General features: G+C 63.9%; 15 protein-coding genes and 1 pseudogene. 15 read left to right on the forward strand and 1 reads right to left on the reverse strand.

From position 1 onward, the window contains the following. The first annotated feature begins 80 nt into the window (after positions 1-80). Genes AKL29_RS13870 through AKL29_RS13890 form a run of 5 tightly spaced genes read left to right on the forward strand, consistent with a single transcriptional unit; the run spans position 81 to position 4,737 of the window. Complete coding sequence (locus AKL29_RS13870) at positions 81-2,282, forward strand: portal protein (RefSeq protein ID WP_050384569.1); 2,202 nt, start codon at positions 81-83, stop codon at positions 2,280-2,282. Beyond that, positions 2,283-2,702: a hypothetical protein gene (locus AKL29_RS13875; protein WP_050384570.1), complete on the forward strand. Its 420-nt coding sequence runs from the start codon at positions 2,283-2,285 to the stop codon at positions 2,700-2,702. Continuing rightward, complete coding sequence (locus tag AKL29_RS13880) at positions 2,702-3,670, forward strand: glycine-rich domain-containing protein (protein ID WP_082190590.1); 969 nt, start codon at positions 2,702-2,704, stop codon at positions 3,668-3,670. Before AKL29_RS13875 ends, AKL29_RS13880 begins: the two co-directional genes overlap by 1 nt. Continuing rightward, positions 3,667-4,077 carry a hypothetical protein gene (locus AKL29_RS13885; RefSeq protein WP_050384572.1) on the forward strand — a complete coding sequence of 137 codons (411 nt, stop codon included), beginning with the start codon at positions 3,667-3,669 and terminating at the stop codon, positions 4,075-4,077. Before AKL29_RS13880 ends, AKL29_RS13885 begins: the two co-directional genes overlap by 4 nt. Before the next feature lie 3 nt (positions 4,078-4,080). Beyond that, the gene (locus tag AKL29_RS13890; protein WP_050384573.1) at positions 4,081-4,737 is read left to right on the forward strand and encodes a hypothetical protein; all 657 of its coding nucleotides are present in this window, start codon (positions 4,081-4,083) and stop codon (positions 4,735-4,737) included. Here AKL29_RS13890 and AKL29_RS13895 read toward each other — a convergent pair. Further along, a complete protein-coding gene (locus tag AKL29_RS13895; protein ID WP_050384574.1) occupies positions 4,720-4,920 on the reverse strand; it encodes a hypothetical protein in 201 nt (66 codons plus the stop codon). The genes AKL29_RS13890 and AKL29_RS13895 overlap by 18 nt on opposite strands. Positions 4,921-4,976: 56 nt before the next feature. On the opposite strand from AKL29_RS13895, the gene AKL29_RS41920 reads away from it, so the two are divergent. From AKL29_RS41920 to AKL29_RS13945, 10 genes and pseudogenes are all read left to right on the forward strand, one after another. Continuing rightward, on the forward strand, positions 4,977-6,026 hold the full coding sequence (locus AKL29_RS41920; protein WP_050384575.1) for a hypothetical protein: 1,050 nt from the start codon (positions 4,977-4,979) through the stop codon (positions 6,024-6,026). A 241-nt stretch (positions 6,027-6,267) separates the two neighbouring features. Beyond that, positions 6,268-7,341 (forward strand): N4-gp56 family major capsid protein, encoded by a 1,074-nt coding sequence (locus AKL29_RS13905; RefSeq protein ID WP_050384576.1) that lies wholly within the window; start codon positions 6,268-6,270, stop codon positions 7,339-7,341. A gap of 81 nt (positions 7,342-7,422) precedes the next feature. Further along, positions 7,423-7,842 carry a hypothetical protein gene (locus tag AKL29_RS13910; RefSeq protein ID WP_050384577.1) on the forward strand — a complete coding sequence of 140 codons (420 nt, stop codon included), beginning with the start codon at positions 7,423-7,425 and terminating at the stop codon, positions 7,840-7,842. Between the two features lie 100 nt (positions 7,843-7,942). Continuing rightward, on the forward strand, positions 7,943-8,572 hold the full coding sequence (locus AKL29_RS13915) for a phage adaptor protein (protein WP_050384578.1): 630 nt from the start codon (positions 7,943-7,945) through the stop codon (positions 8,570-8,572). Further along, entirely contained in the window at positions 8,572-10,053 is a 1,482-nt protein-coding gene (locus tag AKL29_RS13920; protein WP_050384579.1) for a hypothetical protein, read from the forward strand. The genes AKL29_RS13915 and AKL29_RS13920 overlap by 1 nt, the downstream gene beginning before the upstream one ends. Continuing rightward, positions 10,050-10,358 carry a hypothetical protein gene (locus tag AKL29_RS13925; RefSeq protein WP_050384580.1) on the forward strand — a complete coding sequence of 103 codons (309 nt, stop codon included), beginning with the start codon at positions 10,050-10,052 and terminating at the stop codon, positions 10,356-10,358. The genes AKL29_RS13920 and AKL29_RS13925 overlap by 4 nt, the downstream gene beginning before the upstream one ends. Beyond that, positions 10,342-10,752, forward strand: a complete 411-nt coding sequence (locus AKL29_RS13930; protein ID WP_063779910.1) for a hypothetical protein — start codon at positions 10,342-10,344, stop codon at positions 10,750-10,752. Before AKL29_RS13925 ends, AKL29_RS13930 begins: the two co-directional genes overlap by 17 nt. Next, positions 10,752-11,618, forward strand: a complete 867-nt coding sequence (locus AKL29_RS13935) for a hypothetical protein (RefSeq protein ID WP_050384582.1) — start codon at positions 10,752-10,754, stop codon at positions 11,616-11,618. Before AKL29_RS13930 ends, AKL29_RS13935 begins: the two co-directional genes overlap by 1 nt. A gap of 415 nt (positions 11,619-12,033) precedes the next feature. Beyond that, positions 12,034-13,110 (forward strand): hypothetical protein, encoded by a 1,077-nt coding sequence (locus AKL29_RS41930; protein WP_160321751.1) that lies wholly within the window; start codon positions 12,034-12,036, stop codon positions 13,108-13,110. Positions 13,111-13,275: 165 nt separating this feature from the next. Continuing rightward, positions 13,276-13,763: pseudogene (locus AKL29_RS13945) on the forward strand (hypothetical protein); the annotation flags it as partial.

Here is a 13,763-nt window from a genome sequence, read left to right on the forward strand (position 1 = left end):
AAGTTAGCAAGTCCGGCCCCTGAATATTCATTTCCTGCCGGGTGGTAGCACCGAAGATCAATCCAATCGGATGATTTTTGATGCTGAACGACGCGGGCGGCTACGGGCAGGGCGATGAGGGCGAGCGCGAGGCGCCGACCGATGCCGAACAGATTTTCGGGAAGCTCCAGAAGTGGTGCAAGCGCGACTTCAACAGCAAGGGGCAGACGGCCTGGCGCACGGAAGCCCGCGAGGATTTCGACTTTGAGGCCGGCGAGCAGCTGACGGAAGATGACAAGCAGATTTTGCAGGACGCCAAGCGCCCCATCGTCATTTTCAACCGCGTCGGGCCGGTGGTCGATAGCGTCGCCGGCCAAGAGGTCGGCAACAGGCAGGAAGTCCAGTTCTTGCCGCGCTCGGAAGGTGACGTTCAAGTCAACGAGCTGCTGACGTCGGCGGCGAAGTGGTTTCGGCAACAGTGCGACGCTGAGGACGAGGAAAGCGACGCTTTCCGCGACATGGTCGTTTGCGGCATGGGCTGGACCGAAACCATGCTCGACTATGAGGACAACCCGGAGGGCGATCCCAAGATTGAGCGGCGCGACCCGCTCGAAATGGTGTGGGATAGCGGCGCGTCGAAGCGAAACCTGCGCGACATGCGCCGGGTTTTCCACATCCGCCGCGGCGTGCCGCTCGATGAGGCGCGCGCGCTTTGCCCTGGTGATCCCGATCGGCCGTTCGAGGATAGCGACTACCACGCCTCCTGGATCGATGACGTCGGCGCCAAGGACGAGGGCAAGCCGCACGAAAACGACAATCGGTTCTACGACAAGGACAATCTCGGCGAGGGCGAGGACAGCGACGACGGCGTGACGCTGGTTCGCGCGCAGTGGTGGGAGCGCGTACCGGTCTACCTGGTCCTGGATCCGACCGACCCGACCGGCGAAAAAATCCTGACGCTGGACAAGGACGAATTCGAGGGCTTGAGCGCGAAGGCGAAGCTCGCCGGCGGCTCGCTGCGCTTCACCAAGTCGACGCGCAAGGTCTATCGGCAAGCCTATCTCGGCTCGGTGCTGCTCGAGATCGGCGACGCGCCCTGCGAGGGCCATTTCTCGTTCCAGTGCATGACCGGCAAGCGGGACCGGAACAAAAACACCTTCTTCGGCTTGGTTCGCGCCATGAAAGACCCGGCGCGCTGGTCGAATAAGTGGATGTCGCAAACCATGCACATCATGAACACCACCGCGAAGGGCGGTGTTGCGGTCGAGCGCGGGCAGTTCTTCGACAATGACGCGGACGGTGAGGCGTCCTGGGCGAAACAGGACACGGTGACGTTCCTCAAGCCCGGCGCGCTGGGCGCGAGCCCGAAATTCGTCCAGAAGCCGACCTCGCAATTCCCGCAATCGTCGTTCGAACTGATGCAATACGCCGTTACGTCGCTGCGTGACGTTTCGGGCGTGAACGTCGAAATTCTGGGGATGCAGAGCGCGGCCGGGCAGGCGGCAAGTCTGGATCTCCAGCGCAAGCAATCGGCGCTGACCATCCTGCAACCGCTGTTTGACAGCCTCCGACGCTATCGGAAGGCGCAGGGCCGGCTCATGCTGTACCTGATCGAGCATTACCTTTCGGACGGCCGCCTCATCAAGATCGAGGGCGAGGAAAACGCGCAGTACGTGCCGCTGATCCGCCAGCAGGTTTTCAACAACAGCACGCAATATGACGTGATCGTTGACGAAAGCCCGACGTCGGCGAACCAGAAGGAAGCCACGTGGGCCATCCTGCAGCAGCTCTTGCCCGTCATCGGCAAGATGCTGCCGCCGGCAACCTGGCTCGCGCTGCTCAAGTATTCTCCGCTGCCGACCTCGGCGCAAAAGGCGATCGGAGACAGCATCAAGGAAGCGCAGTCGCAGCCCGATCCGGAGCAACAGAAGCGCGACGCCGATTTGAAGCTCGAGAACGACAAGGCCGCGGCGAAGATCGCCAACGACAAGGCCGCCTCGGACGCCAAAATCCAGAACATGCGCGAGGAAACGGCCGCCTCGATCGCCCTCGAGCGAGAGAAGGCACAGAGCGACGCGCTTTTGAAGGCCATGACGGCGCCGACCGCGACCGGGCCGGACGGCGCGCCGGTGCCTGGCTCGGGCGGCGGTGGCGGCGATCTCGCCGCGCTCGTCCTCGGCTTCATGCAGGAAATGCGGCGCGACATGAACACGCTCGCGACCGCGCTCAACACGCCGAAAAAGCTGATCCGCGATCCGCAGACCGGCGAAATCGTCGGCATCGCACCCGTAGGGACCAACTAAATGGCCGCTTTCAACAAGTTCAACATCTTCATGGGCGACCTTGGCAACAAGGTCCACAATCTGAGCGCCGACGCCTTCAAGATCCTGCTTACCGACGTCGCGCCGGTCGCAACCAACACGGTGAAGGCGAACTTGACGGAAATCGCGGCGGGCAACGGCTACACGGCCGGCGGCGCAGCCGCAACGTTCGTGTCTTTTTCGCAGACTGCGGGCGTCTGGAAGTTCGTCTTGCAGCCGGTAGTTTTCACGGCCAACCCGGCCGCGATCGCGCAATTCCGCTATGCGGCGCTCTACAACTCGACGCCCGGGACCGGGCCGCTTGTCGGCTGGTGGGACTATGGCGCTGAGGTCAATTTGACCGCCGGCAACAGCTTTACCGTCCAGCTCGACACCACCAACGGCGTGTTCACGCTCACCTGATGGCAAGCTCTTTCCTAGACGTCTGCAGGTTCACGGCATCCGCTGGCGGTACGGGTGACTGGTCGGTCGCGGCGGCCGTAACCGGCTATCAGGCCATGAATTCGGCTGGCGGCGTCAACGGCGCAACCTATAGCTATCGCGCCGAAAGCGCAGACCTGTCGCAATGGGAGGTTGGTTTCGGCACGTACACCCCCGGCGTTGAAACACTGTCCCGAACGACGGTGCTCTTCAATTCAGCTGGTACCACGGCGAAAATCAACTTCTCGGCCGCGCCGCAAGTCGCTGTGGTCGCGCTCGCGGAAGATCTCGTCTTTGTCCGCACCGTCAAGGTCCAGAAGTTCACGGCAAGCGGTACCTACACCCCGTCTGCCGGGATGATTTATTGCGTCATCGAGTGCATGGGCGGCGGCGGTGCTGGCGGTGGCTCCGCTTCAAACTCCAGCTTCCTGGTGAGCGGCGGCGGCGGTGGGGCGGGCTCGTATGCACGCAAGATCGCGACCGCGGCTGATATCGGGGCTTCCAAGACGGTCACGATCGGCGCCGGCGGCACGGGCGCCACTGGCAACACCGGCGGGAACGGCGGAGATACGTCTGTGGGCTCTCTTTGCATCGGCAAAGGTGGGACCGGCGGAAATTTCGGGTCGAGCGCCGCATTCGGCTCGGGTGGTGCTGGCGGTGTGGCCGGTACCGGTGACGTCACGCTGCCCGGCGCGAGTGGCGGCTATGGCGCCTACCAGTCGGGAACGAATGCCGGTTTCGTCGTGCCGTCGGGAATGGGCGGCGTCAGCCAGTTCGGAGGCGGCGGCGTGCAAACGGTCGCCGTGAGTACGAGCTTTTCAGCGGGCGTTGCGTCCGGCGGCTTCGGCGGCGGCGGCTCGGGCGGCATGTCAAGTTTCTCGTCTACCAGCACCGCGGGCGGCGCCGGGGCGCCTGGCATCGTCGTTGTAACGGAGTTCTGCACGAAATGACGACGTTTGTAGTCGACGCAAGCGGCAACATCATCAACGCCGTTGTTCTGGAGGACGGCGCCGCGTGGTCTCCACCGGATGGCTGCTCGATCGCAACCGGCGAATACGCCGTCGGCGGAACGCTGATCGGCGGTGTCTACACGGCTCCGCCGGCCTCCGTCGTGCCGATTGATGCTCATCCGGTGGTCGCCGTGACGCCTCGGCAAGCGCGCCTTGCGCTTCTCGCCGCCGGCCTTCTCGATCAGGTCGACGCTGCCGTGGATGCGGCCGGCGGCGCCACGAAAATTACCTGGGAATATGCGACCGAAATCCGGCGCGATGATCCCATGATTTCCACGGTCGGCGCGGCGCTCTCTCTGACGTCCGATCAAATCGACGCGCTTTTTACGGCGGCCGGGGCGCTCTAGCGAATGTCGTTGCTCGGCTTTGACGCGATCGGCCGGCTTGCCCTCGGACAAATCCGGCAAGCCAGTCCGGTCAACATTAGCATGCCGGCGGCGACTGGCAGTTTCGCGCTCGCTGGCGTCGCGGTGTCGTTCAAGCTGCTCGAGGCTGCCACGGTCGGCGGATATGTCCTGGCCGGCGTGGCCGCGGGCGGCCGGATCACCGAGGCGGCGAGCGCCGGGGCCTTTGCGCTCTCGTTGAAGGCGGCGGCGCTCAATCCGGCCTTGGCGGCTGGGCCGGGCGCCTTCATGCTGACCGGCTTCAACATCCTTGACCCGATCGTTGAGCGAATTGAGCCCGGCGCGTTCACCTGGTCGGGCAACGATGCGGTGTTGAGCCGCACCGGCTTTGACTACGATTTCCAACAGGGCGGCATCGGCCATTACCTCGAGGAAATGGAGCGTGCGCGCCAGCTCCAGCGGATCACGCGCAATCCGGGTGTGCCGATCGACCGCCGGTCGCGACCGCGTTTCCAGCCGATCGGGAGGCCGCTGGTCGCGCCGCCAGCGCCGGCGGTGGATATGCGCGCGGTCGAGCGCGAGCGCATGGCGGCCCAGGCGCAAGCCGCCGCTGCACAGAAAAAGCGGCGGGATGAAGAGGCTTTGTTACTTCTCGCTTGCTGACGGGTAAAGCGCAGCATCGAGCGCGTCGAGGGCGTCGGTGAAGCTGTCGCGCGGCGCCACGGTGTGGCGCATTTCCTCGTAGCAGAGCTTTGCCGCCGATATCAGGCGATCGACCTTAGCGGGGTCCAGAATGAGGGCTTGGCCGTCGTGATCGACGAACCAATCGGCGGGGATGTTGTCCATCCGCAAATCATAGCATCGACCGGACTTACTTTCCACTTTCCGGCGGCGGTTAACGCTTGATCCGCGCGCACGGCGTTTCCGTGTTTCCTGCGGCGGCAGCACCGCCAGAAAGCGACAACATGAACTTTGAAGGGATCGAGGGCGGCGCCAGCGGCGGTGGTCCGACACTGACGGCTGACGAACAGGCGTTCTTCGAAAGCGGCGGCGAGAAGGGAATTCCCACGGATGAGACTGGCGGCGGGGCAGGCGGTGACGCTGGCGGTGCTGGTGATGGTGCTGCGGCCGGCGCTGGTACGGACAAGCCCGGCGCCACGGGCGACAACCAGGGCGGCGAGGGCAAGGGCAACCAGCATGTACCGCTGGCAACGTTCCTCGAGGAAAAGAAGGCCCGCAAGGATCTCGCGACGCAGCTTGCCGACGCACAGAGGCAGATAGCCGAATTCACCGGCAAGTTTTCCATCATCGAACGGCTCAAGCTGGCGGGCGCCGATCCCGGCACCGAGCAGCCAGCCGCGCCGCCGACGCCGGAAGAGGACATTTTCGGCGCCGTGAAGCATGTGGGCGAGACGGTCGCCCAGATGCAGAAGCGGCTTGATGACCAGGCGGCGGCCGAAAAGCAGGCCCGGGAGACCGCGACGGCTCAGACCGAATTCGTCAACCGTTACCGCAACGATGCGGAAACGTTTCAGAAGGCGAATGCGGATTATCGAACCGCTTATGACTTCCTCCTACAGTCGCGTGCAGCCGAGTTGCAGGCGATCGGATACGACACTCCGGAGGCTCTGCATCAGGCTCTTATCGCGGACGAAACCGCCATTGCTGAAATGGCCTTCGCCAAGAACAAGAGCCCGGCGGAAATGATCTACGCGCTTGCGAAGCAGCGCGGGTACAAGATGGCGGCGGCCGATCCCTCTAAGGGCAAGGGCGCCGAAAAGCTCGACGCAATCGAGCGAGGGCAGGCCGCCAATAAGAGCCTGTCCAGCACCGGCGGCAGCGCTGGCGACGCGGATATGACCGCGGAAGCCCTCATTGCAATGCCGGCCGCGGAGTTCGAGGCCTGGTGCGACAAGAACCCGGCCAAGGCGAAGCGACTGTTTGGTGGTTGAGTAACTAGCGGCGGCGGCGTTCGCGCTGATCCGTACATTTTCAGGGGCCGGTCCTAATAGAATTACCGGAGCCTGCCGCTAGTCGACTTGAGTAAGGCCCGCGGAGCCTCAATCCGTTTTCGAGTGGCGCCCGTCATCGCGCCACGCCTCCACCGAAGGCGGGAAATCTCGGTGTTGCGCTCGATCGCGGCGGTTCGCGGTCACCCAGCACCGAGATTAACCCCTTTATCGAGGCATCGAAATGTCTACGACTTCCTACGGCCTGAACGACACGCTTTCCAACAAGCTTTGGGCGAAGAAGCTCAACGCGGAAGCGCTCAAGCAAACCTATTTCGGCAAGTTCATGGGCGAGGCTTCCTCGAACATGATCCAGGTCAAGACCGAATTCGAGAAGGGCGCCGGCGATGAGCTGACCATCGGCCTGCGCGTCCAGCTTCAGGGCGACGGCACCACCGAAGGCCAGACGCTCCAGGGCAACGAAGAGGCGCTTTCGACCTACAACGACAAGTTCCGCATCAACGAGCTGGCGCACGCCGTCCGTGTTCGCAACAAGAACACGATCGACGCCCAGCGCGTGCCGTTCAGCATGCGCAGCGAAGGCAAGGACGGTCTCACCGACTGGTATTCCGATCGCCTTGACGTCTGCATGGCGAACCATCTGGCCGGCAATACGCTGGTCGTGGATCCCCGCTATTCGGGCAACAACGCGATTACCGCGCCGACCAACTTCGTGCGCGCCAACGCGGCGACCGACGACGCGACGGTGAACGGCGACAACACCGCGACCATGAAGCTCAAGTACATCGAATATTGCGTTGAGCTTGCCAAGACCCGCTCGCCGATGATCCGGCCCATCATGGTCAACGGCAAGAAAAAGTACGTGATGTTCCTGCACAGCTACCAGGTGGTGGACCTCCGCACGGACAGCGGCGCCGGCCAGTGGCTCGACATCCAGAAGGCCGCGCTCGCGGGTGGCGCTGGCTCGAATTCGGCGATCTATACCGACGCGATCGGCGAATATCGGGACGTCATCCTGCATGAGTGGACCCGTCTGCCGGTCGGCATCTCCAATGCCGGCGCCGCGCAGGCCAGCGTTCGCCGGGCGGTGTTCTGCGGTGCGCAGGCCGGCGTTGTGGGCTTCGGCAAGGAGTTCGCGAAGGGCTCCCACTTCAAGTGGGTGGAAGAGCTGTTCGATTACGAGCGCGAGCTCGGCGTTTCTGCCCAGACCGTCTGGGGCATCAAGAAGTCCGTCTACAACGCCCAGGACTTCGGAACGATCGTCGTCCCCACCTACGCGGTGAAGCACAGCAACTAAGGCCTGACGGCCGCGCCTTAACCGGCGCGGCCTCGGTTCTCGTCCCATCATCTTCAACGCTCTCGGAAAGGGCAAAATCCTATGGCTACCGGTACTCGCGGCACCACGGCCCGCAAAAACGCTCTCCAGCTCGTCCACTACCTGCGCATCGCGGTCAATTTCAACGATGCAGGTATTGCCGCCGGCGTCGGCAAGCAGGTTCTGCCGGCTGGCGCCGTCATCATCGGCACGGATGTGAATATCGTGACGGCGTTCAACGCGGCGACCACCAACGTTCTCACGGTCGGTTCGGCGGCCGGCGCGAACGCCGACATTGTGGCTGGCGCTGACGTGACCGAAAGCGCAACGGGCCTGACCCAGAACATCAAGCCGACCGGCGCGATGCTCGTCCCGCTGGCAGCGGACACTCAGGTTTTCGCGCAGTTCACCCAGACCGGCGCCGCGGCGACGGCCGGCAAGGCCATCGTCATCATCAAGTACGTTCCGGACAACGACCTGTAGGCCGTGGACGCCTGGCTTCACATTGCGGGGGCGACGCGGGTTCTAAACGAGCCTGCGCCGCTTCCGCCTCCTGTCATCTATCAGCGCCCGGCGGTGGACTATGGCGAGCTATTTGGACCTCCAAACCAGGATCGCGGGCGATCTGACGCGCGACGATCTGGGAAGCCAAATCAAGGACGCAATCGGCGACGCGGTCAAAAACTACGAAACTGATCGCTTTTATTTCAACGTCACGCGCTCCAAGACGTTTCCGACTGTCGCGCTCCAGTCCGCCTATACCGGCGACGATCTCGCCGAAATCCCCAACATCATCCGGATTGATCACCTGTTCTTGCGCGACACGGTGTCGACCTACGATCTCGAGCGGCTCGAGCCGGACGAATTCGAGTGGTTGCAGGGCAACAACACGGGGCCGGGCAAGCCGAACGTCTTTACCTACATCGACGGCCAAATCATGCTGTGGCCTATCCCGATCGCGGTCTACACGATCCGGCCGCACATGCATTACCGCCTGGCGTCCCTCTCGGCGGACGAGGACAGCAACGCATGGACGAATGACGCGGAACAGCTCATCCGCGCCCATGCGAAGTTGCTGCTCTACACCAACGTCATCGAGGACACGGACGGCATGCAGCGCATGCAGCTCCAAATCCCGGCGTACAAGGGCAAGCTCGACTATGAGACGTCGGCGCGCATGTCGACGGGCAAGATCCGGGGGACCGATTTCTGATGCCCTTGATCCCGTTCGGAGAGTACAAGCCCGATCTCAGCGACTATGAGGCGCAGACCGGCCGCAACGTGCTCAACGTGGTGCCGCGCGGCGACGGCTATGGGCCCTATCCTAGCCTTACGTCGATCTCCCAGGCGCTCGGCGAGCAATGCCGCGGCGCTTTCGCCGCCTATAAAACGGACGGCTCGGTTGTCGTGTTTGCTGCCACCGCCGGCGATCTCTGGCGGATGGACAACACGACGTATGCTTTTTCCAAGGTGTCGCTCGGCGGCGGACCCTATGCGGCGATCGCGGCGAACGATAATTGGCAGTTCGTCCAATTCAACAATCTGGTGATTGCGGTTCAAGCGAACGTCACGCCGCAGGTTTTCGACATTTCGAGTTCGGCCGCCTTCGCGAACCTTGCCGGCAACCCGCCGCAGGCGCGCTATATCGACGTCGTGGGCCGGTTTGTGGTGCTCAACGGGCTGCTCTCCAATCCGAACCGCGTCAAATGGTCCGGCCTGAATGACGTCAACGGTCCGAATTCCTGGACCGCGGGCATCAACTCGAGCGACGAACAGGATTTGGCGGACGGCGGCTTTTGCCGCGGCATCGCCGGCGGCGAAACCGGCGTCATCTTCCAAGACAACATCATCCGGCGCATGATCTACCTGCCCGGCGATCCGCGCGTGTTCCAAATCCAGAAGATCTCCGAGGGGCTCGGCATCTATGGACCGTCAAGCCTGGTGCGCTCTGGCTCGAGCATCTTCTTTTACTCGCTGAAAGGGTTTCACCGGATCGACCCTGGCGGGGTGCCGGTTCCGATCGGCCGCGAGCGCGTCGACCGCACCTTCTCGACCGATCTCGACGCGACCAATCCCCAACTTTTTCAAGGCCTGTCCGATCCGCGCAGCTCGCGCATCATCTGGGCTTACAAGTCGGTCAACGGCGTGGTGAACCAGTTCGACAAGGCGCTTTGCTACGACCAGGTGTTGGACAAATTCACGCCGTTGCGGATCTCGGGTGAGTACCTGTTCAAGATGGCGCAGCCCGGCATCACCCTCGAGGCTGTTGACACGCTGATCGGCTCGAACCTGGACGCGATTACGCAATCCTTTGACAGCCTGTCGACGGTCATCGTTCCGGAGCTGGCGGCGTTCTCGACCGATCACAAGGCCAGCTTCTTTCGCGGTCCGAACCTCGAGGCGACGCTTGAGACCGCCGAACAGGGCACGGATGGGCGCCGCGTCAAACTCAAGATCGGTTTCCGGCCGGTGTCGGACGCGCCAGCGGTCTACGGATCGGCGTCGCGTCGCGAAAATCTGCAATCCGCGGTGCAGGCCGGCGTTGAGCGCCTGGTCAATGCCGTGACGGGCATCTGCAACATGCTCGTTGACACTCGTTACAGCCGCTTCCGCTGCCGGATCCCCGCCGGCACGGTTTGGACCTTCATCAACGGGGTTGAGCCAGTCGACCTGGCCGCGAAGGGCAAGCGATGAGCGTTTTTCTGCCGTCGACCGACGAAAAAGACCTATCGCAATACGCGATCTCGCTGCAACAGCTCGCCGCGGGCCGCTCGAACGCTACGGGCTCTGTCACGCTCGCCGCGGGGGCGACGTCCACGGTGGTGTCTGCGATCAACTGCGCGCCTGGCAGCGCGGTTTTCCTCTTCCCACGAACTGCTAACGCCGCGGCGGCATTGTCGGGGACGTTCGTGGGGACCGTTTCGAAGCAGTCTTTCACGATTTCACACGCGAACAACGCTCAAACGGACCGAACATTTTTCTATGTCTGCCTTGGCTGATCTGATCTGCGTCCCGCCGCAGCGCGTCCGTGAAATCTGGCCGCGCGTCGAGGCGATGCTTGGGCGCGCCGTGCTTCGAACCGATCTCAGTCACACCAGCGACATTGCCCGCGACGTGATCGAGGGCGATGGGCTGCTCTGGTTGGCCTGTGACGGCGAGAAAATCGAGGCCGCGGCGATCACGCTCCTGATGCGGACTGATCGGCATTTGGTCTGCCTGATTACCGCGCTCGGTGGCGAAAACCGGGATCATTGGGTGCCGCTGCTTTCGCAAATCGAGGATTGGGCGAGGGCGGAAGGCGCCAAGCGCATGCGCCTCATGGGCCGCGCCGGCTGGGCGCGCGTCCTGAAGGATTACCACGTCTCGAATATCGTCTTGGAAAAGGTGCTCTGATGGGCGGTACGTCGACCTCAAAAACCACGCAATCGCAGTCGCTGGCGCCGTATGATCCGGCGTCGGGCGCGTTGACCGGCCTCCTGGGCGGCCTGTCGAACTTGGTCCCGTCAGCCGGCAGCACCACGGCGGCGCAGACCGGCGCGCTCAACACCATTGAGGCGAACGCGAACAACAACCCGTTTGCGTCGTCGATGACGTCCGGGACGCTCGGCCTGCTCAACGGCGGCGGCGCGACGAACAATGATGCTGCGATCAAGTCGAACCTCGGCATGCTGCAAAACGGCATCGTCGGGCAGACCGCGAGCGGCGCCAACATCGGCAACAATCCCGCGCTGAAAGCGCAGCTCGACCAGATCACCACGGACGTGACGAACCAGACGAACGGGGCGTGGGCTGCGGCTGGCCGCGACGGCTCGCCGGGCAACACTCAGGCGCTCGCGCGCGGCGTCGCCTCGGGCGTCGCGCCGGTCATCGCCGCTCAGTACAACACCGACGTCAGCAACGCGCTCAACGCCGCGAATACGCTCTACGGCGCGGGCAACACCACCTATGGCATTCTGAACGCCAATAATGCGACGGCGAACCAGAACTTCACCAACGGTGTAGGGACCGCCGGAACCGCGCTCGATAGCCAGAATTGGGGCGCGAACGCGACGCTTGCGGCGGAAGCGCAGCGGTTCGGTATTCCGGCCTCGCAGCTCACCACGCTCTTGGGCTCGATCGCGCCGATCGCCGCGCAATTCGGCACGCAATCCGGCACGTCGAACACGGAAAGCCAGATGTCGGGCGCGCAGCAGTTCGCCACGATCGCAAGCGGCATCGGCTCGCTTTGGCCGAAGGGCAACATTTCTTTTGGGAGCTAAGTGAATGCCGGGGCTTCTCGATCTTCTCACGGGGCAGTCGGGCGCGTCGCCCTTTTCCGCGCTGTACCCTTCGCCGCTCTATGGCAAGCTGCCCGTCGCGACCGGGCAGGCGCCGGCGGCCGGCGATGCGGCGAGCTATGGCGCGCTCGGCGTCGACCCTTCCGCGTTCGCGCTGCCGACGCCTCCGGTTGATCCGTTCGCGCCGAAAACGCCGGCGGCGCCGACGGCGCCGGCCGATGGCTTCGGCAAGGGCGCGGTGCCTTTCAGCTTCGCCGGGCCTGGCTCGAACGTCGTCAATCCGTCGCAGCTCGTTGCGCCGCCGACGGCGGCTGCGCCGGTTGCGGCCGCGGCTCCCACTGATGCGTCCTCGCGAAACCGTGCGCCGGACGATTACATCCCCGTCGGCAATTATCAGATGCCGGCATTTCGGGGTGGTGCACCGGCTCCCGCGGCTGCGGAGGATGACGAAAGCGCGCCGGCGGCTCCAGCGCGCGCGCCGGTCTCTGTTGCCTCGGCTGCGCCGGCTTCGGCGCCGTTCTCGCTCGCCGGCGCTGGCGGCGGTGCCGGCGATCGGCTCATGAAGGCAACGCGCGGCTTCCTGGGCAATCTGTCGTCTGGGCCTATCGGCGCGCTCGCCGGCGGCCTCGGCGCGCTCGTGACCGGGCAGGAAACCGACCCTTCCGCGATCGCGCAAGGCAAGCTGAACGCGACCGGTCAAGCGCTGCTCGCCAAGGGCGTGTCATTGCCGGAAGTGCGCGCCGCGCTCGGCAATCCCGCGGTCATGAAAGCGCTGATTGATCAGTATTACGGCAAAGAAAAGTGGAAGGTTGTCCAAACGAGCGAAGATGCGGACGGCCGGAAGGTTTTCCAGCTCTACAACCAGGACGATGGCACGTTCAAGCCGATCCCGAATGGTGGCTCCGCAGCCGTTGCCGGCGGCGCGAGCGATACCGTCACCGGGCCGGACGGAAAGCCGATCCAGATCCCGCCGGGTGTCAATCGTAAAGAGTTCGTCAAGCAGGTAACGCACGCCTCAGCGGACGCTGCGACTGGCAAATCCACGGAAGCCCAGAACAAGGCCGCGTCGTTCGCAACGCGCATGGCGCAGGCTGAAAGCGTGCTCGGCGGCCTTCAAAATCAGGGCTTGAGCCCGGGACAGCGGATCGCGGGCGAAGTCCCGTTGGTCGGCAACTATCTGCAATCGGCCGATTACCAGAAGTACAAAACCGCGGCCTCGGCGTTCATCACCGCCATGCTGCGGCAGGAAAGCGGCGCGGCGATCAGCAAGAGCGAGTTCGAGCGCTACGAAAAGGAAATGTTCCCGCAACCCGGCGACGCGCCGGCGGTGGTGCAGCAAAAGGCCGCGATGCGCAAAGCAGCGATCCAGCAAATGCAGCATTCGGCGGGGCCTGGCTATAAGGCGCCGGGCTCCAGCGGTGCGCGCGGTTCAATCAACGTCGGCGGTCAGGCGATCAACTGGAGCGTGAACTAAATGGCTAACCTGACGATCGGCGACAAGTCGGTGACGGTTGACGATGCGTTCTTGAAGCTCTCTCCGGAGGATCAAAACGCCACTGTCGCGCAGATCGCGCAGCAAATCGGCGTGTCGGCGCCGGCGCCGGCCGAACCGCCGGCGGCCCCCGTTACGGCTAACAACGTGGTGCGCTCGGCCGCAACCGGCGTTCCGATCCTCGGCGGCGCGCTGAACAAGCTCGACGCGGCGACGAATGCTGCGCTCGCGCCGCTGCTCAATCGGTTCTTTGATGAAAAGGACCAACTGCCGGAAGCAACGTTTCGGGAACGTTACGCGCATTCGCTGCGCGACCAGCAGGGCGCCGATGCGAAGTTCGCTGCGGAACATCCGGTTGTCGACACGGCCGCGCAGCTCGCCGGCGGTCTCGCCTCGATCGCGCCGGCGATCTCTGCCGCGCCGAAGGCCTTCGGTGTCTCTGGCTCGCTTTGGCAAATGGCAAGGAATGGTGCCCTCTCTGGCGCGGCTCTGTCGGGTGCTGATGCGGCGGTGCGCGGCGAAGATATTGCGCCGGCGGCGGTCCTTGGCGGCTTTGTTGGTGGTGCCGCTGGACCTGTCGGTAAAGGCGTGGGCAAGGTGGCTGCCGCCGTCGCCGATCGTTTCGGCCCGGCGGC

The organism is Bradyrhizobium pachyrhizi (genome assembly GCF_001189245.1).
GTDB lineage: Bacteria > Pseudomonadota > Alphaproteobacteria > Rhizobiales > Xanthobacteraceae > Bradyrhizobium > Bradyrhizobium pachyrhizi.

Excerpts from the sequence above, each read along its gene's own strand:
- AKL29_RS13910 (WP_050384577.1), top strand. The coding sequence starts at position 7,423 with ATGGCTACCGGTACTCGCGGCACCACGGCCCGCAAAAACGCTCTCCAG.
- AKL29_RS13935 (WP_050384582.1), top strand. The coding sequence starts at position 10,752 with ATGGGCGGTACGTCGACCTCAAAAACCACGCAATCGCAGTCGCTGGCG.
- AKL29_RS13915 (WP_050384578.1), top strand. The coding sequence starts at position 7,943 with ATGGCGAGCTATTTGGACCTCCAAACCAGGATCGCGGGCGATCTGACG.
- AKL29_RS13890 (WP_050384573.1), top strand. The coding sequence starts at position 4,081 with ATGTCGTTGCTCGGCTTTGACGCGATCGGCCGGCTTGCCCTCGGACAA.
- AKL29_RS13895 (WP_050384574.1), bottom strand. The coding sequence starts at position 4,920 with ATGGACAACATCCCCGCCGATTGGTTCGTCGATCACGACGGCCAAGCC.
- AKL29_RS13870 (WP_050384569.1), top strand. The coding sequence starts at position 81 with ATGCTGAACGACGCGGGCGGCTACGGGCAGGGCGATGAGGGCGAGCGC.
- AKL29_RS13875 (WP_050384570.1), top strand. The coding sequence starts at position 2,283 with ATGGCCGCTTTCAACAAGTTCAACATCTTCATGGGCGACCTTGGCAAC.
- AKL29_RS13930 (WP_063779910.1), top strand. The coding sequence starts at position 10,342 with ATGTCTGCCTTGGCTGATCTGATCTGCGTCCCGCCGCAGCGCGTCCGT.
- AKL29_RS13885 (WP_050384572.1), top strand. The coding sequence starts at position 3,667 with ATGACGACGTTTGTAGTCGACGCAAGCGGCAACATCATCAACGCCGTT.
- AKL29_RS13905 (WP_050384576.1), top strand. The coding sequence starts at position 6,268 with ATGTCTACGACTTCCTACGGCCTGAACGACACGCTTTCCAACAAGCTT.
- AKL29_RS41930 (WP_160321751.1), top strand. The coding sequence starts at position 12,034 with ATGCCGGCATTTCGGGGTGGTGCACCGGCTCCCGCGGCTGCGGAGGAT.
- AKL29_RS13925 (WP_050384580.1), top strand. The coding sequence starts at position 10,050 with ATGAGCGTTTTTCTGCCGTCGACCGACGAAAAAGACCTATCGCAATAC.
- AKL29_RS13920 (WP_050384579.1), top strand. The coding sequence starts at position 8,572 with ATGCCCTTGATCCCGTTCGGAGAGTACAAGCCCGATCTCAGCGACTAT.
- AKL29_RS13880 (WP_082190590.1), top strand. The coding sequence starts at position 2,702 with ATGGCAAGCTCTTTCCTAGACGTCTGCAGGTTCACGGCATCCGCTGGC.